This is a genomic window from Streptomyces pilosus, assembly GCF_014649835.1.
Classification (GTDB): domain Bacteria; phylum Actinomycetota; class Actinomycetes; order Streptomycetales; family Streptomycetaceae; genus Streptomyces; species Streptomyces pilosus.
Genome location: NZ_BMTU01000009.1, coordinates 255,993 through 274,565 on the forward strand (window position 1 = coordinate 255,993; position 18,573 = coordinate 274,565).

The 18,573-nt window shown below is 75.5% G+C and carries 15 protein-coding genes and 1 pseudogene; 14 read left to right on the top strand and 2 right to left on the bottom strand.

From position 1 onward, the window contains the following. Positions 1 to 103 precede the first annotated feature (103 nt). The 13 genes and pseudogenes from IE118_RS22845 (at position 104) to IE118_RS22900 (ending at position 15,311) form a co-directional block, all read left to right on the top strand. A complete protein-coding gene (locus IE118_RS22845) occupies positions 104 to 763 on the top strand; it encodes an MmyB family transcriptional regulator (RefSeq protein ID WP_189559863.1) in 660 nt (219 codons plus the stop codon). A 64-nt stretch (positions 764 to 827) separates the two neighbouring features. Further along, entirely contained in the window at positions 828 to 1,991 is a 1,164-nt protein-coding gene (locus IE118_RS22850) for an NAD(P)/FAD-dependent oxidoreductase (RefSeq protein WP_189559864.1), read from the top strand. Continuing rightward, positions 1,988 to 2,287: a (2Fe-2S)-binding protein gene (locus IE118_RS22855; protein WP_189559865.1), complete on the top strand. Its 300-nt coding sequence runs from the start codon at positions 1,988 to 1,990 to the stop codon at positions 2,285 to 2,287. The genes IE118_RS22850 and IE118_RS22855 overlap by 4 nt, the downstream gene beginning before the upstream one ends. After that, positions 2,277 to 3,701, top strand: coding sequence for an FAD/NAD(P)-dependent oxidoreductase (locus IE118_RS22860; protein WP_189559866.1), 1,425 nt, complete (start codon positions 2,277 to 2,279; stop codon positions 3,699 to 3,701). Before IE118_RS22855 ends, IE118_RS22860 begins: the two co-directional genes overlap by 11 nt. Beyond that, a complete protein-coding gene (locus tag IE118_RS22865) occupies positions 3,698 to 4,588 on the top strand; it encodes a dihydrodipicolinate synthase family protein (RefSeq protein WP_189559867.1) in 891 nt (296 codons plus the stop codon). The genes IE118_RS22860 and IE118_RS22865 overlap by 4 nt, the downstream gene beginning before the upstream one ends. A gap of 10 nt (positions 4,589 to 4,598) precedes the next feature. Next, complete coding sequence (locus IE118_RS22870; protein ID WP_189559868.1) at positions 4,599 to 5,600, top strand: proline racemase family protein; 1,002 nt, start codon at positions 4,599 to 4,601, stop codon at positions 5,598 to 5,600. After that, positions 5,597 to 6,253 (top strand): GntR family transcriptional regulator, encoded by a 657-nt coding sequence (locus tag IE118_RS22875; RefSeq protein ID WP_189559869.1) that lies wholly within the window; start codon positions 5,597 to 5,599, stop codon positions 6,251 to 6,253. Before IE118_RS22870 ends, IE118_RS22875 begins: the two co-directional genes overlap by 4 nt. Positions 6,254 to 6,705: 452 nt before the next feature. Beyond that, positions 6,706 to 7,977, top strand: a complete 1,272-nt coding sequence (locus tag IE118_RS22880; protein WP_189559870.1) for a sulfite oxidase — start codon at positions 6,706 to 6,708, stop codon at positions 7,975 to 7,977. 46 nt (positions 7,978 to 8,023) lie between these two features. Continuing rightward, positions 8,024 to 8,203, top strand: a pseudogene (locus tag IE118_RS34120) (glutathione S-transferase family protein); the annotation flags it as partial. A 357-nt stretch (positions 8,204 to 8,560) separates the two neighbouring features. Next, positions 8,561 to 11,221, top strand: a complete 2,661-nt coding sequence (lanKC, locus tag IE118_RS22885; protein WP_189559871.1) for a class III lanthionine synthetase LanKC — start codon at positions 8,561 to 8,563, stop codon at positions 11,219 to 11,221. Further along, positions 11,218 to 11,346 (top strand): mycelium formation morphogenetic lantipeptide SapB, encoded by a 129-nt coding sequence (ramS, locus tag IE118_RS22890; protein WP_149551904.1) that lies wholly within the window; start codon positions 11,218 to 11,220, stop codon positions 11,344 to 11,346. Before lanKC ends, ramS begins: the two co-directional genes overlap by 4 nt. Positions 11,347 to 11,508: 162 nt before the next feature. Beyond that, complete coding sequence (locus IE118_RS22895) at positions 11,509 to 13,335, top strand: ABC transporter ATP-binding protein (protein WP_189559872.1); 1,827 nt, start codon at positions 11,509 to 11,511, stop codon at positions 13,333 to 13,335. Beyond that, positions 13,332 to 15,311: an ATP-binding cassette domain-containing protein gene (locus IE118_RS22900; protein ID WP_189559873.1), complete on the top strand. Its 1,980-nt coding sequence runs from the start codon at positions 13,332 to 13,334 to the stop codon at positions 15,309 to 15,311. Before IE118_RS22895 ends, IE118_RS22900 begins: the two co-directional genes overlap by 4 nt. A gap of 68 nt (positions 15,312 to 15,379) precedes the next feature. Here the strand turns inward: IE118_RS22900 and IE118_RS22905 are convergent, their stop codons facing one another. After that, the gene (locus tag IE118_RS22905; protein ID WP_189559874.1) at positions 15,380 to 15,976 is read right to left on the bottom strand and encodes a response regulator transcription factor; all 597 of its coding nucleotides are present in this window, start codon (positions 15,974 to 15,976) and stop codon (positions 15,380 to 15,382) included. A 545-nt stretch (positions 15,977 to 16,521) separates the two neighbouring features. Here IE118_RS22905 and IE118_RS22910 point away from each other — a divergent pair. Beyond that, positions 16,522 to 17,133: a TetR/AcrR family transcriptional regulator gene (locus IE118_RS22910; RefSeq protein WP_189559875.1), complete on the top strand. Its 612-nt coding sequence runs from the start codon at positions 16,522 to 16,524 to the stop codon at positions 17,131 to 17,133. A gap of 139 nt (positions 17,134 to 17,272) precedes the next feature. On the opposite strand, the gene IE118_RS22915 is transcribed toward IE118_RS22910, so the two are convergent. Further along, on the bottom strand, positions 17,273 to 18,217 hold the full coding sequence (locus IE118_RS22915; RefSeq protein ID WP_189559876.1) for a DUF2510 domain-containing protein: 945 nt from the start codon (positions 18,215 to 18,217) through the stop codon (positions 17,273 to 17,275). Positions 18,218 to 18,573: the final 356 nt, after the last annotated feature.

Here is an 18,573-nt window from a genome sequence, read left to right on the forward strand (position 1 = left end):
CGTCAACCGTCGTGGAATGCCACGATAGTTGACATGCCGCACGTCCGGGCACCAGGATCGGGGCCCGCGCCAGGGCCGCACAGGCAAGAGGGGTGACCTCCCGATGGGATTTCAGGCAGAAGGGCAGCGGCCGGCGTCGCGGCCCGGCCCCGGGACCCCCGAGGCCCAGGCCTATCTGCGGGACTACGCCGCTCTGCTGGAGGCGTCCCCCTTCCCCTCCCTGGTGCTGGACCACCGCTGGGACGTGCTGCTCACCAACACTGCTTTCCGGACACTTTTCCAGGACGTGGAGCCGCACCCCACGGCGCTGCCCGCCGACAACTTCCTCCGGTTCGTCCTCTTCCACCCGGACGCCGCCACGGTCCTCGGTGACCACGAGTCGAGCTGGTGCCTGCCGATGCTGGCCCACTTCGCCGACACCGTCGAGCGCCACGGCCACGACCACGAACTGCAGGCCATCCGCCGGGACATCGCCCAGGACCCGATCATGGAGGCCGCCTACCGGCACGGACTGCCGCACTGGCTCCGCACCGTCGGCGCGCGGGCGGCCGAACACGACGGCGCCGTACGCCCGCTGCTCCATCCCGACCCCCGCTGGGGCGTTACGGACTGCCGCATCGTCGTCGAGACGACCGGCACCCTCCAGGACATGGGCTGCACCCGGCTGACCCTCGTCCTGCGCGAGAGCCGCCGCAGGCCGGCCCGGCACCAGAGGCCCCACCGCGCCGCCTCCCACCTGCGCGTGGTCCACGCCGCCGACTGAACCGCCCCGCACCGACCCGGTTCGCACTGTTCCCCGACGGGGTGCTGTGTGACATAGTACTGGCGTGAGCGAGCCGCTGACCTGCGATGTCGTCGTGGTGGGCGCCGGGATGGTGGGCGCCGCCTGCGCCCTGTACGCGACCCGGGCGGGTCTCGAGGTGACCGTCGTGGACCGGGGGCACGTGGCCGGCGGGACGACCGGAGCGGGCGAGGGCAACCTCCTGGTCTCCGACAAGGCCCCCGGTCCCGAGCTCGAACTGGCCCTGCTGTCCACCCGCCTGTGGGCGCGGGAGGCCCGGGAACCGGGCGCGGCGGCGGAGTACGAGGCCAAGGGGGGCCTCGTCGTCGCCGAGACCCCCGAAGCCCTCGACCGCCTGCGGGAGTTCGCCGGCACCCAACGGGCCGCCGGGGTGAGCGCCGACCCCGTCCCCGCCGACCGGCTGCACGACCTCGAACCCCGGCTGGCGGCCGGCCTCGCCGGTGCCGTGCACTATCCGCAGGACGCCCAGGTCATGCCCGCCCTCGCCGCCGCCCACTTCCTCCGCGCCTCCGGGGCCCGGCTGCTCACCGGCCGGGAGGTGACGCGGGTACTGCGCGCCCCCGACGGCACGGTGCGCGGCGTGCGCACCGACCGGGGCGACCTCCACGCCCCCGCCGTCGTCAACGCGGCCGGCACCTGGGGAGGCGAACTCGCCGAGCGTGCGGGGGTGTTCCTGCCCGTCCTGCCCAGACGCGGATTCGTCCTGGTCACCGAGCCGCTGCCGCCCCGCATCCGGCACAAGGTGTACGCCGCCGACTACGTGGCCGACGTGGCCAGCGACTCCGCGGCGCTGCAGACCTCCCCGGTGGTGGAGGGGACGGCCGCCGGACCGGTGCTGATCGGCGCCAGCCGGGAGCGGGTCGGCTTCGACCGGTCCCTGTCACTCCCTGCGGTACGCGCGCTGGCGGCCGGCGCGACCCGCCTGTTCCCGTTCCTGTCCCGCGTGCGGGCCCTGCGCACGTACGCGGGCTTCCGGCCCTACCTCCCCGACCACCTCCCCGCGATCGGTCCCGACCCCCGGGCGCCGGGCCTCTTCCATGCCTGCGGCCACGAGGGCGCCGGCATCGGCCTGGCCACCGGCACCGGACTGCTGATCGCCCAGGCGCTGACCGGGCGGACGCCCGGCCTGGACCTCACGCCCTTCCGGCCCGACCGCTTCCCCTGTCCGGCACAGGAGGCCGCGCCGTGAACCCACTGGAACGCGCCGGGGCACGCCCCGGACCCGCCTTCGAGGTCACCTTCGACGGCCGGCCGATCGAGGCGCTGCCCGGCCGCACCGTCGCCGCGGTGCTGTGGGCCGCGGGCATCACCTCCTGGCGCACCACCCGGGGCGAGGGGCGCCCGCGCGGGGTGTTCTGCGGGATCGGGGTGTGCTTCGACTGCCTGGTGACCGTCAACGGCCGCCCCGGCCAACGGGCCTGCCTGGTCCCGGCGCGCCCCGGCGACGTGATCCGCACCGAGGAGGGGACGGGCCGTGCGCACTGACCTCGCGGTGATCGGCGCCGGCCCGGCCGGGCTCGCCGCCGCCCTCGCGGCGTCCGCGCGCGGCGTACGCGTCGTCCTCGTCGACGCGGCGCCGGAGCCGGGCGGGCAGTTCTACCGGCAGCCCGCACCCGGGCTCCGCGCGCGGCACCCGGAGGCACTGCACCACCAGTGGCGCGCCTGGACCCGGCTGCGGGACGGACTCGCCGCGAGCCCCGTACGCGTCCTGGCGGACCACCACGTGTGGTGCGTGGAGCGGGAGTCCGGAGGACTGACCGTGCACGCGCTGCGCGGCCCGGAGCAGGAGCGGTCCGTCGAGGTGCGCGCCGCCGCCGTGCTCCTGGCCACCGGCGGGTACGAGACCGTCCTGCCCTTCCCTGGCTGGACCCTCCCCGGTGTCGTGACCGCGGGCGGCGCTCAGGCCATGCTCAAGGGCGGCCTCGTCGTCGCGGGCGGCACCGCCGTGGTCGCCGGCACCGGACCGCTGCTGCTTCCGGTGGCGACGGGGCTCGCGGCGGCGGGCGTGCGGGTCGCCGCCCTGGTGGAGTCCGCCGACCCGCGGCGTCTGCTGCGGCACGCCGGAGCATTGGCCCGCAAGCTGCCCGAGGGCGCCGGGTACGCGGCCCGGCTGCTGCGGCACGGCGTCCCGGTCCTCGCCCGCCACACCGTCCTGCGCGCCCACGGCGGAGGCACCTCCCGCCCGGGCGGGGCCGGGCGCGGGGGAGACCGCCTGACCGGCGTCACGGTCGCCGCCCTCGACGGCCGTGGCCGCGTCCGGTCCGGCACCGAACGCCTGCTGCCCTGCGACACCCTCGCCGTGGGGCACGGCATGCTTCCGCACACCGACCTCGCCGAGGGCCTCGGCTGCCGGCTCGACGGACGCCGCGTGGCCGTCGACGCCGAACAGCGCACCGACGTACCCGGCGTCTGGGCCGCGGGCGAGTCCACCGGTGTCGGGGGTGCCGCTCTCGCCCTCGCCGAAGGGCACATCGCCGGCCGCTCGATCGCCGCCCGGCTGCGCGGCACCGCGCCGGACCCGGGGGAGTGGGCACCCGCCGCCGGGGTCCGCGCCCGGATGCGCTCCGTCGCGGCCGCCCTGGAATCGGCCTGGGCCCCGCCCGCCCGCTGGACCGACCGGGTCACCGACGACACCGTGGTCTGCCGCTGCGAGGAGGTCACCGCGGGCGCCGTCCGCGAGGCACTCGCCCTCGGCGCCGGCGACACCCGCACCGTCAAGCTGCTCAGCCGGGCCGGGATGGGCTGGTGCCAGGGACGGATGTGCGGACCGGCCGTCGCCGGACTCACCGGATGCGAACCCACCCCGTCCAGCAGCCCGTTCGCCCGGCCCGTCCCCCTGGGCGTGCTCGCCGACGGGCACCGGGCGCACGAAGACCGGACCGAGGAAGGACCCTCATGACCGACCACCGCCCCTGGCGCGGCGTCCTCGTCGCCACCGCACTCCCGCTCGACGACGACCTCTCCGTGGACCACGACCGCTACTTCGAACACTGCGCCTGGCTGGTGGAGAACGGCTGCGACGGCGTCGTGCCGAACGGCTCCCTGGGCGAGTACCAGGTGCTCACCCCCGAGGAACGGGCCCGGGTCGTCGAGACGGCCGTCGCGGCGGTCGGCGGGGAACGCGTCGTGCCGGGAGTCGCCGCCTACGGCAGCACCGAGGCCCGGCGCTGGACCGAGCAGGCGGCCGGGGCCGGCTGCCGGGCCGTGATGCTGCTGCCGCCCAACGCCTACCGCGCCGACGAGCGCTCCGTACTCGCCCACTACGCCGAGGTCGCCCGCACCGGACTGCCCGTCGTCGCCTACAACAACCCCGTCGACACCAAGGTCGACCTCGTCCCCGAACTGCTCGCGCGGCTGCACGGCGAAGGGTACGTCCACGCCGTCAAGGAGTTCTCCGGGGACGTCCGCCGCGCCTACCGGATCGCTGAACTCGCGCCCGGTCTGGACCTGTTGATCGGCGCCGACGACGTGCTGCTGGAGCTCGCCCTCGCCGGGGCCAAGGGCTGGGTGGCCGGCTACCCGAACGCGCTGCCCCGGTCCTGCGTGGAGCTCTACCGTGCCGCCACCGGCGGTGACCTCGCCACCGCGCTGCCGCTCTACCGGCAGCTCCACCCCCTGCTCCGCTGGGACTCACGCGTGGAGTTCGTCCAGGCCATCAAGTACTCCATGGACCTCGTCGGACGCCACGGCGGTGCCTGCCGACCGCCCCGCGTCCCGCTGGAAGGCGCCCAGCAGGCGGCCGTCCGCGCGGCCACCGAACAGGCCGTCGCGGCCGGACTGACGTGAAGGAGCCCGCATGCGCAGCAAGCTCGTCCTGCACGCCGTCGACTCGCACACCGAGGGCATGCCGACCCGGGTGATCACCGGCGGGATCGGCGTCCTGCCCGGCGCGACCATGAACGAACGGCGCCTGTACTTCCGCGAACACCGCGACCACGTCCGGCGGTTGCTGATGAACGAACCGCGCGGGCACGCGGCGATGAGCGGCGCGGTCCTCCAGCCGCCCACCCGGCCCGACTGCGACTGGGGCGTCGTCTACATCGAGGTGTCGGGGTACCTGCCGATGTGCGGACACGGCACGATCGGCGTGGCGACCGTCCTCGTCGAAACCGGCATGGTCGAGGTCGTCGAACCGGTGACCACCATCCGCCTGGACACCCCCGCCGGGGTCGTCGTCGCCGAGGTGGCCGTCCAGGACGGCGCCGCCACGGCCGTCACCCTGCGCAACGTCCCCTCCTTCACCGTCGCCCTCGACCGGGAGGCGACCCTGCCCGACGGGCGGACGGTCACCTACGACCTCGCCTACGGCGGCAACTTCTACGCCATCCTGCCCCTGGACCGGCTCGGGCTGCCCTTCGACCGGTCCCGCAAGGACGACATCCTCGCCGCGGGCCTCTCCCTCATGGAGGCGGTCAACGGGGCGGACGAGCCGGTCCACCCCGAGGACCCCACCGTCCGCGGCTGTCACCATGTCCAGGTGACCGCACCCGACTCCACCGCCCGCCACTCCCGGCACGCCATGGTGATCCACCCCGGCTGGTTCGACCGCTCGCCCTGCGGCACCGGCACCAGCGCCCGCATGGCACAGCTGCACACCCGCGGTGAACTCCCGCTGCACACCGAGTTCGTCAACGAGTCGTTCATCGGCACCCGGTTCACCGGGCGTCTGCTCGGCACGACCGAGGTGGCCGGACACCCGGCCGTGCTGCCCGCCTTCACCGGCCGGGCCTGGATCACGGGTACCGCGCAGTACCTGCTGGACCCGCGCGACCCGTTCCCCGAGGGGTTCGTCCTGTGACCGCCCTGAAGGACCTGGGCGGCCGCAGGCCCAGCTACCGGGAGCGGGTCGCGGACGCCCTGCGGGCCGCGCTGATCGCGGGGGAGCTGCGTCCCGGCGAGGTCCATTCGGCGCCCGGCCTCGCCGCCCGTTTCGGCGTCTCCGCCACCCCCGTGCGCGAGGCGATGCTCGACCTCGCGCGGGAGGGGCTGGTCGACACGGTGCCCAACAAGGGGTTCCGGGTCACCGCCGTCTCCGACCGGCAGCTCGACGAGTACACCCACGTCCGTTCCCTCATCGAGATCCCGACGACCGCCGGACTGGCCGCCACCGCCGACCCGGTGGCGCTGGAGGCGCTGCGCCCGGTCGCCGAGGAGATCGTCACCGCCGCCGCGGCCGGTGACCTCATCGCGTACGTCGAGGCCGACCAGCGCTTCCACCTGGGGCTGCTGGCGCTGGCGGGCAACGCCCACCTCGTCGAGGTGGTCCGGGACCTGCGCCGGCGGGCCCGGCTCTACGGGCTGACGGCACTGGTGGAGCAGGGGCGGCTGCGGGAGTCGGCCGAGGAGCACCTGGAGCTGCTCGACGCCCTGCTCGCCCGGGACGCGGAGACCGTACGGGAGGTCATGACCCGCCACCTGGGGCACGTCCGGGGACTGTGGGCAGGGGCCTGACCCCGCTGACGGGGAACGCGGGAAGCAGCCACCTTCCGGGCCGTCACCGCGGCCGGGGCGTCGGACCGGCCGGCGGCCGCGACCGCCCAGCGAGGCGGAGGCGCGCCCGTCCTGACCCCTCGCGCGCCGCGGCGCACCCGGCGGCCACACGCGAGGGGCGCCGCAAGTCGCCCCGCCCACACGTTCGTTGACACCGCCCTCACCGCGTGCTTCCATCCCGTCATGTCGCTGCCGGAGCCGCTGACCCGCCGCCGCGCCGTGGACCTCGTCCGCGTGGCCGCCGCGCTCTGTCGCCGCTCCGCCTGACCGGCCCTCCCCGCTTCCCCTCCACGACGGCCGCGTCGCGCTTGCTCCGCCGGTCTCCGCAGGCATGCTGGGAGACGCTCCCGCACCGCGTCGGCCGCCGCGTTCCGCCCCGAGCCCTCTGTCCACCCACGCATGACGGGACTGCCATGTCTGCTGCCGGCTCCGCCCACCCTCACGAGATCGCCTACGACCGCCGCAGGCTGCGCCAGTGGCTCGCCGGCGAGGCCAGAGCGGACGGGGTCACGCGACGCCGGCTGCTCACCCTGCTGGCCGCCACCGCCACCGCGACCGTGCTCCCCGGGGGGAGTCCGGCGCACGCCGCCGGCTCCCCGATCGTCAAGCCGCTGCCGCCCGCGTCGTTCATCCCGCGCGGCACCAACGCCGAGACCCGCTGGGAGGCACTGCGCGGAACCGGCCATCACACCCCCAACGCGCTCTTCTTCGTCCGCAACCACACCGCAACCCCCGTCCTGGACGCCGCCGACTGGCGGCTGAGACTGTGGGGTGACGGTCTGCGCGGCACGCCCGCCGAGGACAGGCCGGTGGAGTTCGGGTACGACGATCTGCGGGCCCTGCCCGCCGTCACCCGCACCGCGTTCGTCGAGTGCGCCGGGAACGGCCGCAGCCACTACGCGACCCAGCAGGGCGAGACCCCGGCCGGCACCGCCTGGACCCTGGGCGCGATCGGCGTCGCCCGCTGGCGCGGCGTACGCCTGGCCGACGTACTGCGCAGGGCCGGACTGTCCCCGTACGCCGTGGACGTGCAGCCCCGCGGCCTCGACGCCGAGTACGTCAGTGGTGGTGAGAGCCTCGGCCGGGTGCGCCGCCCGCTGCCGCTGGCCAAGGCGCTGGACGACGTGCTGCTCGCCTACGAGATGAACGGCGAACCGCTTCCGCACGACCACGGGCACCCGGTGCGGGTCCTCGTGCCCTCGTGGGTGGGGATCGCCTCGATCAAGTGGGTGGGGGACATCGAGGTGTCCGCGCGGCCGCTGTACTCGCCGTGGAACACCACCTTCTACCGGCTGTTCGGCCCCGCCCACCCGGAGGACGGCGGTGCGCCGCTTACCCAGCAGACGATCAAGAGCGCGTTCGAGCTGGCGAGCGGCGCGACGTTCGCGGCGGGAAGGAGCCAGGTGCTGCACGGCCGGTCCTGGTCGGGCACGGGCGGCATCGTGCGGGTCGACGTCAGCACCGACGGCGGGGCGCGCTGGCGGCGCGCCCGGCTCCACGACCGGCCGCGTTCCGGTACCTGGACGCGCTGGTCCATCCCGTGGACGCCCGGTACGCCCGGCCCGGCGCACCTGCTGGCCCGCGCCACGGACACGGCGGGCCGTACCCAGCCGGACACCTCCGTGTCCAACACGCAGGGCTATCTCTTCGACGCGGTGGTGCGCCACCCGGTGACCGTGCTCTGACCCCGCCGTGCGGACCCCCGGCCGGCGGCTCCCGGGCCGGCCGGGGGTGTCCGGCCGGCCGCTCCTGATCCGCGACGAAGTGACCGCGGCCGACGTCGAGTTGTGGGCCGCTCCGGTCCAGCTCGACCTCGACGGCATCGAACGCCGTCACCGCGCCCACTGCCACGGCCTGGAGGCCGCGGGAGCGGCCGTGCGGATCCTGGACCGGGCCGCACACGCGGCCCGCTGCCCTTCCACCGGGTGGACCCGCGCTGACCTCCGTCCCGGTGCCTGTGCTGGCCTCCGAGGCCCTCACGTCCTCGGCGTGCGCCTTCGGCGGCGACCACCAGGTCCCGTCGGTGCGAGCACGCACCGGGAGCGGTTCCTGCCGGTGGGCGGATCCCGCTGCGCCGGCGCAGCGGGGCGGGGCGACGGCAGTGGCCACGGGGACCTGCGAACACGGGAGTTGCGCTCGACCCGGCCGTAACTTGCCCTTGGTTACTCGTGCGTTCCGCACACCGAGGTGGTGACAGCGGTGACTGTGCGGGACGGTGCTGCACGTGACAGCGTCTCTTCCGTCAGCAACCGGCGGGAAGGAGACGGCGTGAACAAGGGCTATGCCGTGTACTGCGACGCGGACCCGTGCTTCTACGACGCTCCGCACCGCACCGTCTCCACGGCCGGCGCCGGGCGCACCCGGTACGCCGCGGCCTCGTGGCCCGTCCCCGAGGGATGGCAGCGCAACGAGAGCGGAGACTGGCTCGCCCTGCGTCCGGTCGACGCGCAACTGCCCGACCAGGGCTGGAAGATCCACGTCGCCGCGTGTCTCGACAACGCCGAGTCCGTGCTCGAACGGGTGTGGCGGTACTGCGTCGACGGCGGCACGGCCTTCAAGTTCGTGCCCAGCCGCTACCTGCTGCACCAGCGCAACGCCAAGTACGCGGACCGTGCCGGCAGTGGCAAGTTCATCACCGTCTACCCGGCGGACGAGGAGCGGTTCGAGCAGCTCGCGGGCGAGCTGGAGGGGCTGCTGGCCGGCGAACCCGGACCGCACATCCTGAGCGACCTGCGGCTCGGAGACGGACCCGTCCACGTCCGGTACGGCGGCTTCACCCGGCGGAACTGCTACGACGCGCAAGGGGAGCTGCGCCCGGCCGTGACCGGCCCCGACGGGGTGCTCGTGCCCGACCTGCGCGGCCCCGTCTTCCGCATACCCGACTGGGTGGAACCGCCCGCCTTCCTGCGTCCGCACCTGGAGGCACGGAACGCGCTGACCGTCGCCGGCCTGCCCTACGCCATCGAGTCGGCGCTGCACTTCTCCAACGGCGGCGGTGTCTACCTCGCCCGCGACTCCCGCACCGGGCAGCGGGTCGTCCTCAAGGAGGCCCGCCCGCACGCCGGCCTGGCGGCCGACGGCGCGGACGCCGTCACCCGGCTGGACCGCGAACGCCGGGCACTGGAGCGTCTGTCCGGACTCGACTGCACACCCGAGGTGCTCGATCACTTCACCGTCGGGGAGCACCACTTCCTGGTGCTGGAGTACATCGACGGCAAGCCGCTCAACACGTTCTTCGCCCGCCGCCACCCCCTCATCGAAGCCGACCCCGGCGCGGAGCGGCTGGCCGAGTACACGGCCTGGGCCCTCGACGTCCACGCCCGGGTCGAACACGCCGTCGAAAGCGTCCACGCCCGAGGCGTGGTCTTCAACGACCTGCACCTGTTCAACATCATGATCCGTGAGGACGACAGCGTCGCCCTGCTGGACTTCGAGGCGGCGCACGAGGTCGGCGCGGCCGGCCGGCAGACCGTCGCCAATCCCGGGTTCGTGGCACCCTCCGACCGCAGGGGCGTCGCGGTGGACCGGTACGCGCTGGCCTGTCTGCGGCTCGCGCTGTTCCTCCCGCTCACCAGCCTGCTGGCGCTGGACCGGCGCAAGGCGGCCCATCTCGCCGACGTGGTGGCCGCCCAGTTCCCGGTCGACCGGGCGTTCCTGGACGCGGCGGTCGACGAGATCACCGACCGGGCCACCGAGCCCGTCGGCGCCCCGGCCGTGCGACGGGCGGACGAACCGGTGGTACCGGTCCGTCCCGACGACTGGCCCCGCAGCCGCGACTCGATGGCCGCGGCCGTCCTCGCCTCGGCGACACCGTCCCGGACCGACCGCCTCTACCCCGGAGACATCGCGCAGTTCGGCACGGCCGGCGGCGGACTGGCCTTCGGCCACGGCGCGGCGGGAGTGCTGTACGCGCTGGCCGAGAGCGGGGCGGGCCGCCACGAGGACGGGGAACAGTGGCTCCTGGAGCGGACCAAACAGCCGCCGTCGGGCATGCCGCTCGGCTTCCACGACGGCCTGGCCGGCGTCGCGTGGACACTGGAGTACCTCGGCCACCGTGACCGCGCCCTGGACCTGGCCGAGCTGCTCCTCGACCAGCCCCTCGACGACCTGGCCCCGGACCTGCACAGCGGCACCGCCGGACTGGGCCTGGCCCTGGACTCGCTGGCCGCGGCCACCGGGGAGAGCGCCCTGCGCTCGGCCGCGCGGCGCTGCGCCGAGCTGACCGCCCGGCCGGGGCCCGCCTCGGACGGCACCACCGGCCGGGGCCGGGCGGGACTGCTGCACGGTGCCGCCGGACGTGCCCTGCTCTTCCTGCGGCTGTACGAGGCCGACCGGGACCCCGCCCTGCTCGATCTCGCACGGGACGAGCTGCGCCGGGACCTCGACCGCTGCGTCCGCGGCGCGGGCGGCGCGCTCCAGGTCGACGAGGGCTGGCGCACCATGCCCTACCTGGGCGCGGGCAGCGTGGGCATCGGCATGGTGCTCGACGACTACCTGGCGCACCGGGAGGACGAGGAGTTCGACCGGGCGAGAGGCGAGATCGTGGCCGCGGCGCAGGCCATGTTCTACGCCCAGCCGGGCCTGTACCGAGGGGTCGCCGGGATGGTGCTGTACCTGGGCCGCACGACGGCCTGCGCACCCGGCACCGGTCCCGCGGCCGTCCGGCGGCAGCTCGACGCGCTGTCCTGGCACGCGATGTCCTACCGCGGCCGGCTCGCCTTCCCGGGCGAGCAGATGATGCGCCTGTCCATGGACCTCTCCACCGGCACGGCCGGATGCCTGCTGGCCGTCGCCTCCGTGTGCGGCGGCCGGCCCGCCGGACTGCCGTTCCTCCCGCCGCCGGGCATCCGGCGGCCCCATGACTCGGCCCCTCCCGGGGTCGTGATGAAAGAACCCAACCCGTTGCCGTACGAAGGGAAGACGTCATGAACCTGTTCGACCTGCAGTCGATGGAGACCCCCAAGGAAGAGGCCATGGGGGACGTCGAGAGCGGTAGCCGCGCGAGCCTGCTGCTCTGCGGCGACAGCAGCCTGAGCGTCACGACCTGTAACTGACGCAGGGGCCGGCCGCCGCGGTGACGCGGTGAGCCGCTTGGGCCCGGTACCGGCGCTCCGGGATCACCCGGGGCGCCGGTACCCGCATGCACGGACACCTCGGCCGGCCGGTCGCCCGGCCGGTGTCCCGACACCGTGGGACGGACGGAAGGAGGCCGGCGGGTGCCGACGAGCGGGTCCCGGACGCGACGGGCGGGCAGGACGCACGGCGGAGCCGACACCGCGACACCGGGCCGCACGCCCCAGGCGCTGGTGCTGCTCTGCTCGGTCGGATCGGCCGCGGTGACCGTGGCCCAGCCCTACGTCCTCGGCCGCACACTGGACCTCCTCCTGCGCGACGGCGGCGCCGACGGCGCCGCGGGCCGCTGGCTGCTGCTGAGCGCCGCGCTCCTCGTGGGCGAACTGCTGCTCGACACCCTCACCTCCCTGTTCACCGGCCGCTGCAACGCCACTTGGACGGCATCACTCCGCTCCCGTGCCCTCGACGGCCTCCTGCGAGCCGTGCCGGACCGCGCACGGCCCTTCGCGCCCGGGGACGTCGGCACCCGGCTGACCCTGAACGCCGCCGACGCCGGAGGCGCCCCGGCGGCCCGGGCGGCGCTCGCGGCCTCACTGGTCACGCCCGTGGGCGCGCTCGCCGCGCTCGCCGTGGTCGACCTGTGGGTGGCCGCCTGCGTCCTGGCCGGGCTGCCCGCCCTGGCGCTGGTGCTGCGGGCCTTCGCCCGGGACACCGGCGCCTCGGTCGCCGACTACCAGAAGACCCAGTCGGAGATCGCCTCCCGGCTGCTGGAGGCCATGGAGGGCACGGCGACGATCACCGCGGCCGGGACCGGCGCCCGTGAACGGGCCCGCGTTCTCGCGCCGCTGGACCGGCTCGCCGCCCAGGGCCGGCACATGTGGGTGCTGCACGGACGCGCACTGGCGCGCAGCGGCGTCCTGGTCCCCCTGCTCACCCTGGCCGCCACGGCCGTCGGCGGCCTGCGCCTCGCCTCGGGCGCCCTCAGCGTGGGCGAACTGCTCGCCGTGATCCGCTACGCGCAGCTGACGGCCGGCATCGGTGGCGCCGCGTCCCTGCTGGGCGCGGTGGTGCGCGGCCGCGAGGCCCGCAACCGGGTGCTGGCGCTGGCCCGCGTCCCCGCACTGGCCCACGGGACGCGCCGGCTGCCGCCGGCCGGGCGGGGCGCACTCGAACTGCGCGGCGTACGGGTGGTGCGGGACGGCAGGCAGGTGCTGCGGGCCGACGGCGTCCGGGTGCCGGGCGGTGCCACCGTCGCGGTGGTCGGCCGCAGCGGATCGGGGAAGTCCGTCCTGGCCGCCGTGGCCGGGCGGCTGCTCGACCCCGACGAGGGACAGGTGCTGCTCGACGGTGTCCGCCTCGACCGGCTGAGCCGGGAGGCCCTGCGCGCCGAGGTCGGTTACGCCTTCGAGCGCCCCGCGCCGGTCACGGGCACGATCGCCGAGATGGTCGCCGGCGGTCCCCGGCGGGTGTCGCCCGAGGAGGTGCGGGAAGCCTGCCGCGCCGCGGGGGCCGACGGGTTCGTGCGCAGGCTGCCGGACGGCTACGACACCCCGTTCCCCGCGGCGCCGCTCTCCGGCGGCGAGCGTCAACGCCTCGGCCTGGCCCGGGCGTTCGCGCACGCCGGGCGGCTGCTGATCCTGGACGACGCGACGTCCGGCCTGGACACCGCCACGGAGCACGAGGTGGACCGGGCGCTGCGCCGGTCGGTGCGCCCCGGGACCCGACTTGTCGTCGCGCACCGCCCGTCGGTCGCGGCCCGGGCGGACCTGGTGATCTGGCTGGCGGAAGGGGAGGTACGGGCCGTCGCGCCGCACCACGAACTGTGGGAACGAGCCGCCTACCGGGCGGTCTTCGCCGCCGACGCCTCCGAGGACGAGGCCGAGGCCGGGACCGGGGTCGAGGCCGGGACCGGGGAGGCCCCGGACCGGAGTGCCACCCGCCGGTCCGCACCCGAAGGCGTACGGCCGTGACCCGCACCACGCCCGCGGACGCGCGGGAGACGGGCGACGGGTCCGGGGCGGTACGGCGCCTCGCACCGCACGCCCGCCGGTTCCTCGCCCGCCGCACCGGGATCCTGGTGCGGCTCTCCCTCTGGTCGCTGGCCGAGACCGGGCAGGCGTTCCTCGTGGGGTACGGCGTCGCCCGAGCCGTCGACCAGGGCTTCCTCGCCGGTGACACGCGCCGGGGATTGCTGTGGCTCACCGTCGCGCTGGTGGCCGTACTGCTCGGCGCCCCGGTGATCCGGGGCGTGTTCGCCCAGCTGGCAGGTCTCACGGAGCCGCTGCGCGACGGTCTGGTGCGGCACGCGGTCGACCGGTCCCTGGCCCACGCCGCCGCGGACGGGTCCGGCGGGACGGACCGGGCGGCGGTCTCCCGGATCACCAACCAGGTCGAGATCGCCCGCGACAGCTTCGCCGGTCTCGTCCTCACACTGCGCTCCTTCGTCTTCACCGCCGCCGGAGCGCTGCTGGGGCTGCTGTCGCTGCACCCCTCCCTCCTCGTGGTGGTGCTGCCCCCGCTGTCGGCGGGTCTGGTCCTGTTCCTGGTGACGCTGCGCCCGATGGCGGCGGCACAGCGACGCGCGCTGGCGGCCGACGAGGCACTGGGCGACCACGCGGCCCGGTCGCGGACGGCGCTGCGGGACCTGACCGCCGGCGGTACCGGACCCGCGGCGGCGCGGCGCGGAGCGGAGCTGATCGAGGACGCCGCGGTGGCCGCCCGGGCCCTCGCCGGCTGGGCGGCGCTGCGCACGGCGGCGCTCGGGGTCGCCGGCCACCTGCCGGTCCTGGCGCTGCTGCTGGCCGTGCCGTGGCTGCGCGGGCGAGGGGTGACGGCGGGCGCGCTGCTCGGTGCCTTCACCTATCTCGTGCAGTCCCTGCTGCCCGCCCTGCACACGCTGATGACCGCCCTCGGTGCGGCCGGGTCGAGGCTGCTGGTCGTCCTCGACCGCATCGTCGGCCAGGACCGGCCGGAGGCGGAACCGGGGCGGAGCCGCAGGGCGGAGCCGATCCGGCCGGCGGGACCGGGAAGCGCGCCGACGCCGGTGCCGGCGCCCCGCCCCCCGGACCGGTCGGAGACCGCCTACGCGGCGGCACACCGTCCGGCCGGCGGCACGGGCGGCGGGGCCGCGGTCGCCACCCCCCGTGGGCCGGCGGGCCTTCCGGGCCCCGGCGGCGGGACACCGGACCCCCGGGGCCGCCCGGCGGACCGCGGCCGGACCGCGGCGGTGGAGCTGCGGTCCGTGACCCTGTCCTACGGGGTGCGCGCCGAACCGGTCCTCGACTCGCTCGACCTGTGCGTCGCCCCGGGCGAGCACCTCGCCGTCGTCGGCCCCAGCGGCATCGGCAAGTCGACGCTCACCCGTCTCGTCGCGGGCACGCTCGCGCCCAGCGGGGGCGAGGTCAGGGTGGCAGGCCGGGAGGTGACCGGGCGTCCGCCCGCCGAACTCGCCGCGCTGCGCGTCCTGGTGCCCCAGGAGGCGTACGTCTTCTCCGGCACCCTGCGCGACAACCTCACGTACCTCGCCCCGGACGTGAGCAGCGCGGACCTCGACGCCGCCGTCGACGCCCTCGGCCTGCGGTCCCTGGTGGAGCGCCTGGGCGGCCTCGACGCACCGGCCGGACCCGCCGAACTCTCCCACGGCGAACGGCAGCTCGTCGCGCTGGCACGCTCCTACGTGTCACCCGCCCCCCTGCTGCTGCTCGACGAGGCGACCTGCCACCTCGACCCCGCGGCTGAGGCGCGCGCGGAGGAGGCCCTCGCACGGCGCCCGGGGACCCTGCTCGTGGTGGCGCACCGCCTGTCGTCCGCCGTCCGTGCCGACCGGGTGCTGGTCCTGGACGGGACGGACGCCGTGTGCGGCACGCACGACGAGGTGCTGGAGCGTTCGCCGCTCTACCGGGACCTGACGGGCCACTGGAACAGCGGCCCGGCCCGCCGGCGCTGACCGCGGCGGGCCCCCCGCGGCGCGGACCACGAAGTGCCGTCCGCGGCGCGGGAACCACAGAGCGCCGGCTACGTCCAGCCGGCGCTCTGGAGGATGCGTATCGCGTCGACCCGGTTGCGGGCGCCCATCTTCCGTATCGCCGCGGCCATGTAGTTGCGGACCGTCCCCCGGGAGAGGTGCAGACGGGCCGCTATCTCGGCCATGGGCGCCCCTTGCGAGGCGAGGGAGAGCACGCTCAGTTCGCGGGTGGTCAACGGCATCTCCGCGCCCTCCAGCAGGGCGACGGTGAGCGTCTCGTCGAGGAAGCGTTCACCCTTCGCGACCGTGTGCACCGCCGTGATCAGCCGTCGTGCCGGAGCGTTCTTGTCGACCAGACCGAGAGCACCGCCGTCGAACGCCCGGCGCAGTATCCCCGGACGCCGGGCGGTCGTCAGGACGACGAGCCGGTCCCCGCGCCGCGCCCGGAAGGGGGCGTCGTGCGCCCGCCCGGAACCCCACAGGCAGTCACCGTCCACGACCCACACGTCGGTCGGCAGTACGTCATGATCCGGCAGGTCGGCGCCGGGTGACATGGACGAGACCTCCAGCGCGGCATCGGATCTCAGCAGTTGCACCAACGCCGAGCGCAGCAGTTCCTCGTCGTGCACCACGACAGTACGAACCATGTCCCCCCACCTCTGGTCAGCGGCCGCGCACGGGGCAGCCGGGCCCACTCCTCCCGGGCCACGGGCCATGTGCCCTGATCCGCGCGGCCAGAACACTGCGCGTACGCACGTGCGAACCGCACCGGACGCAATCCGCCGTACCCTGAGCCCCGGGAGGGGCCGGGAGGCCGCGCCCGCCCGGCCGAAAACGGCGGAGGCGCACGCCCTCCGCCGAGCCGTGTCCGCGCGCCCGGCGCGCGGCAGCCGGTGCCCGCGCCCGCGCCGACGGCCACCGCCCCTGGCCACAGGGGTGCGCCGCCGTCCGGGGCCCGCGCAGCCCGCGGACGAGGGCGGCGGGGGGACGCAAGCACTCCGCTCGCGGTGCGGCCGGAAACAGTCAGCCCGGAATCTGGCGCGATTCCCACGGCCCCGCCCCGGCCGGGGACGGCCGTTCGCTCACAGGGACGATCACGTACCGATACGCAGGTGTACCGATACGGTCGCGTACCGGTAGAGTGGCGCGGCGGCACACGCCGGAGGCACCCGAAGGGCGAGGAACGGACATCATGACGTCGCAGGACGTGGACCGGCCCGGACCGGCCGGCACCTCGCGCCGCTCCAAGATCACCCCGGAGCGTGAGCGGGAGTTCTTCGACGCCGTGCTGCACCAGATCCGCGTCCACGGCTACGACGCGGTGACCATGGAGGGCGTCGCCGCGAGCACACGGTGCAGCAAGTCGACGCTCTACCGGCAGTGGGGGACCAAGCCCCGGTTCGTCGCCGCGGCCCTGCGCTCCAGCGGGCGGGCACGGCTCGCCGGCATCGACACCGGAACCCTCGCCGGCGACCTGCGGGAGGTGGCGCGCCGCGCGGGGGAGTGGTCGGAGGACACCACGCTCCTCCAGGCGCTCGGGCACGCGGTCACCCGCGACGAGGAACTGGCGCGGGCGCTGCGTGAGGCGCTGATGGACCCGGAACTCACCGCCCTGGCGCGGATCCTGCGGCGCGGGGCCGAACGCGGGGAGGTCGACCCCGGCCATCCGGCGCTGGAGTACGTCCCGGCGCAGATCTTCGGCGTCCTGCGGATCCGGCCCCTGCTGGACGGGCGGAACGCCGACGCGAACTACCTGGTCCGTTTCGTGGAGGCCGCCGTGCTGCCGGCTCTCGGCCTCTCCTGAGACCCGGGCCGCCGCCCCGGCACGACCGGACGGCGGCCCGCTCGCGCCGCACCGTGGGGACGGGGGCGGCGCGCACCCCGGCCGGGTGGGACTCCTCTTGAGCGGAGGGATGTCCCACCCGGCCGTCACGCACCGGCCGTCAGACGTCCTGCCCGTTCCCGCCGCCGCCCGACGCCACCTCGATGCCCTCGACGATCTCGTCCAGGACGGCCTGCGTCTGGTCGGTGTCGACACCGAAGCGCACCACGACGATCTGCTTCGGCCGCGCGGGGGAGGGGAAGGCCAGCGACTGGACGAACCCGTCGGAGCCCTTGCTGGTGACCGCCTTCCAGCGCACCAGATAGCCCTTCTGCCCGGCCACGGTCACCGCCTTGGACGCCAGCACGTCGTGCGAGGTGATCTCTCCGTAGGAGTCCCCGCCGTAGCTCTCCTCGGCGTTCTCGGCGATGTCCGCCTTGGCGACCTCCTCGGCGGTGGAGCCGCGGCTGCCCAGTGCCACGGCGGGCGCCGAGTACGCACCGCCCTTGGTGCAGCTCTTGGAGGTGTTGCCGGGGCAGTCGTAGGCGTCCTTCGACGTCACCGCGGCGCCGACCTGGAGCTCCTGGCCGTACCAGCCGTCGGGGACGGGCAGGCTGATGCCGCTCAGCGCGTCCGTCACCGACCCGCTCTCCACCCGCGGCGGTTCGGAGGCGTCCGGCCCGGACTCCTCGTCCTCGCCGCCGTCGGGTCCGCCGTCCCGGGCCCCGGGCGACTGCGCGGTCGTGGCGTCCCCGCCCCCGCCGTCGTCCGTCAGCGCGTACACCCCCACGCCGATGCTCGCCAGGACGGCGACGGCCACCGCGACGGCTATGCCGTTGCGCACCTTGTGGCTCCGTCCGGGCGGCGGCGGAGCGGGATACACCGGGTGGAACGGATGGGCCGGAGCGGCCGAGGTCCCCGGCGCGGGCGGACCCCACACGGCGGCCGGCCCCGTCGGCCGGACCTGCTCCGTCCAGGCCGCGCCGTCCCACCAGCGCTCGGTGGCCGGTCCGTCATTCGTCTGCCCGGGGTCGGGGTACCACCCGGGAGGAGTCACCTGCGTCATGCCCCCACCGTATGAGGCGACGGTGAAAGCCGTATGAGAGCCCCGCCCCGGACCGTCCGCGCGCGGCCGGCCCCCGCACCGGCCGCGGGCCCGGCGACCACACCGGTGCCGGGGCCGCGCCCGTGTCCGGTGGTGCGGCGGCGCGTTCGTGTCCGCCCCCTGCGGCTCGCGCGCCCGTCACTTCCGTGGCCGGGTGCCGCTCCCCGTCCCGGGGGCCTCATCCCCCCTCCCCATGGCAGCTGTTGACCATCAGGACCCGCTGGTGGGGAGCGACGTGCGTCGACCCGTCGTGATCCGTGTCACCCGTCACGGCAACACGTGTGCCGAGCGGGCACCGCTCGGGCGGACGGAGGACT

Coding starts and splice junctions, on each gene's coding strand:
- IE118_RS22845 (WP_189559863.1), top strand. CDS start 104: ATGGGATTTCAGGCAGAAGGGCAGCGGCCGGCGTCGCGGCCCGGCCCC.
- IE118_RS22865 (WP_189559867.1), top strand. CDS start 3,698: ATGACCGACCACCGCCCCTGGCGCGGCGTCCTCGTCGCCACCGCACTC.
- IE118_RS22870 (WP_189559868.1), top strand. CDS start 4,599: ATGCGCAGCAAGCTCGTCCTGCACGCCGTCGACTCGCACACCGAGGGC.
- IE118_RS22880 (WP_189559870.1), top strand. CDS start 6,706: ATGTCTGCTGCCGGCTCCGCCCACCCTCACGAGATCGCCTACGACCGC.
- ramS (WP_149551904.1), top strand. CDS start 11,218: ATGAACCTGTTCGACCTGCAGTCGATGGAGACCCCCAAGGAAGAGGCC.
- IE118_RS22905 (WP_189559874.1), bottom strand. CDS start 15,976: ATGGTTCGTACTGTCGTGGTGCACGACGAGGAACTGCTGCGCTCGGCG.
- IE118_RS22910 (WP_189559875.1), top strand. CDS start 16,522: ATGACGTCGCAGGACGTGGACCGGCCCGGACCGGCCGGCACCTCGCGC.
- IE118_RS22915 (WP_189559876.1), bottom strand. CDS start 18,217: ATGACGCAGGTGACTCCTCCCGGGTGGTACCCCGACCCCGGGCAGACG.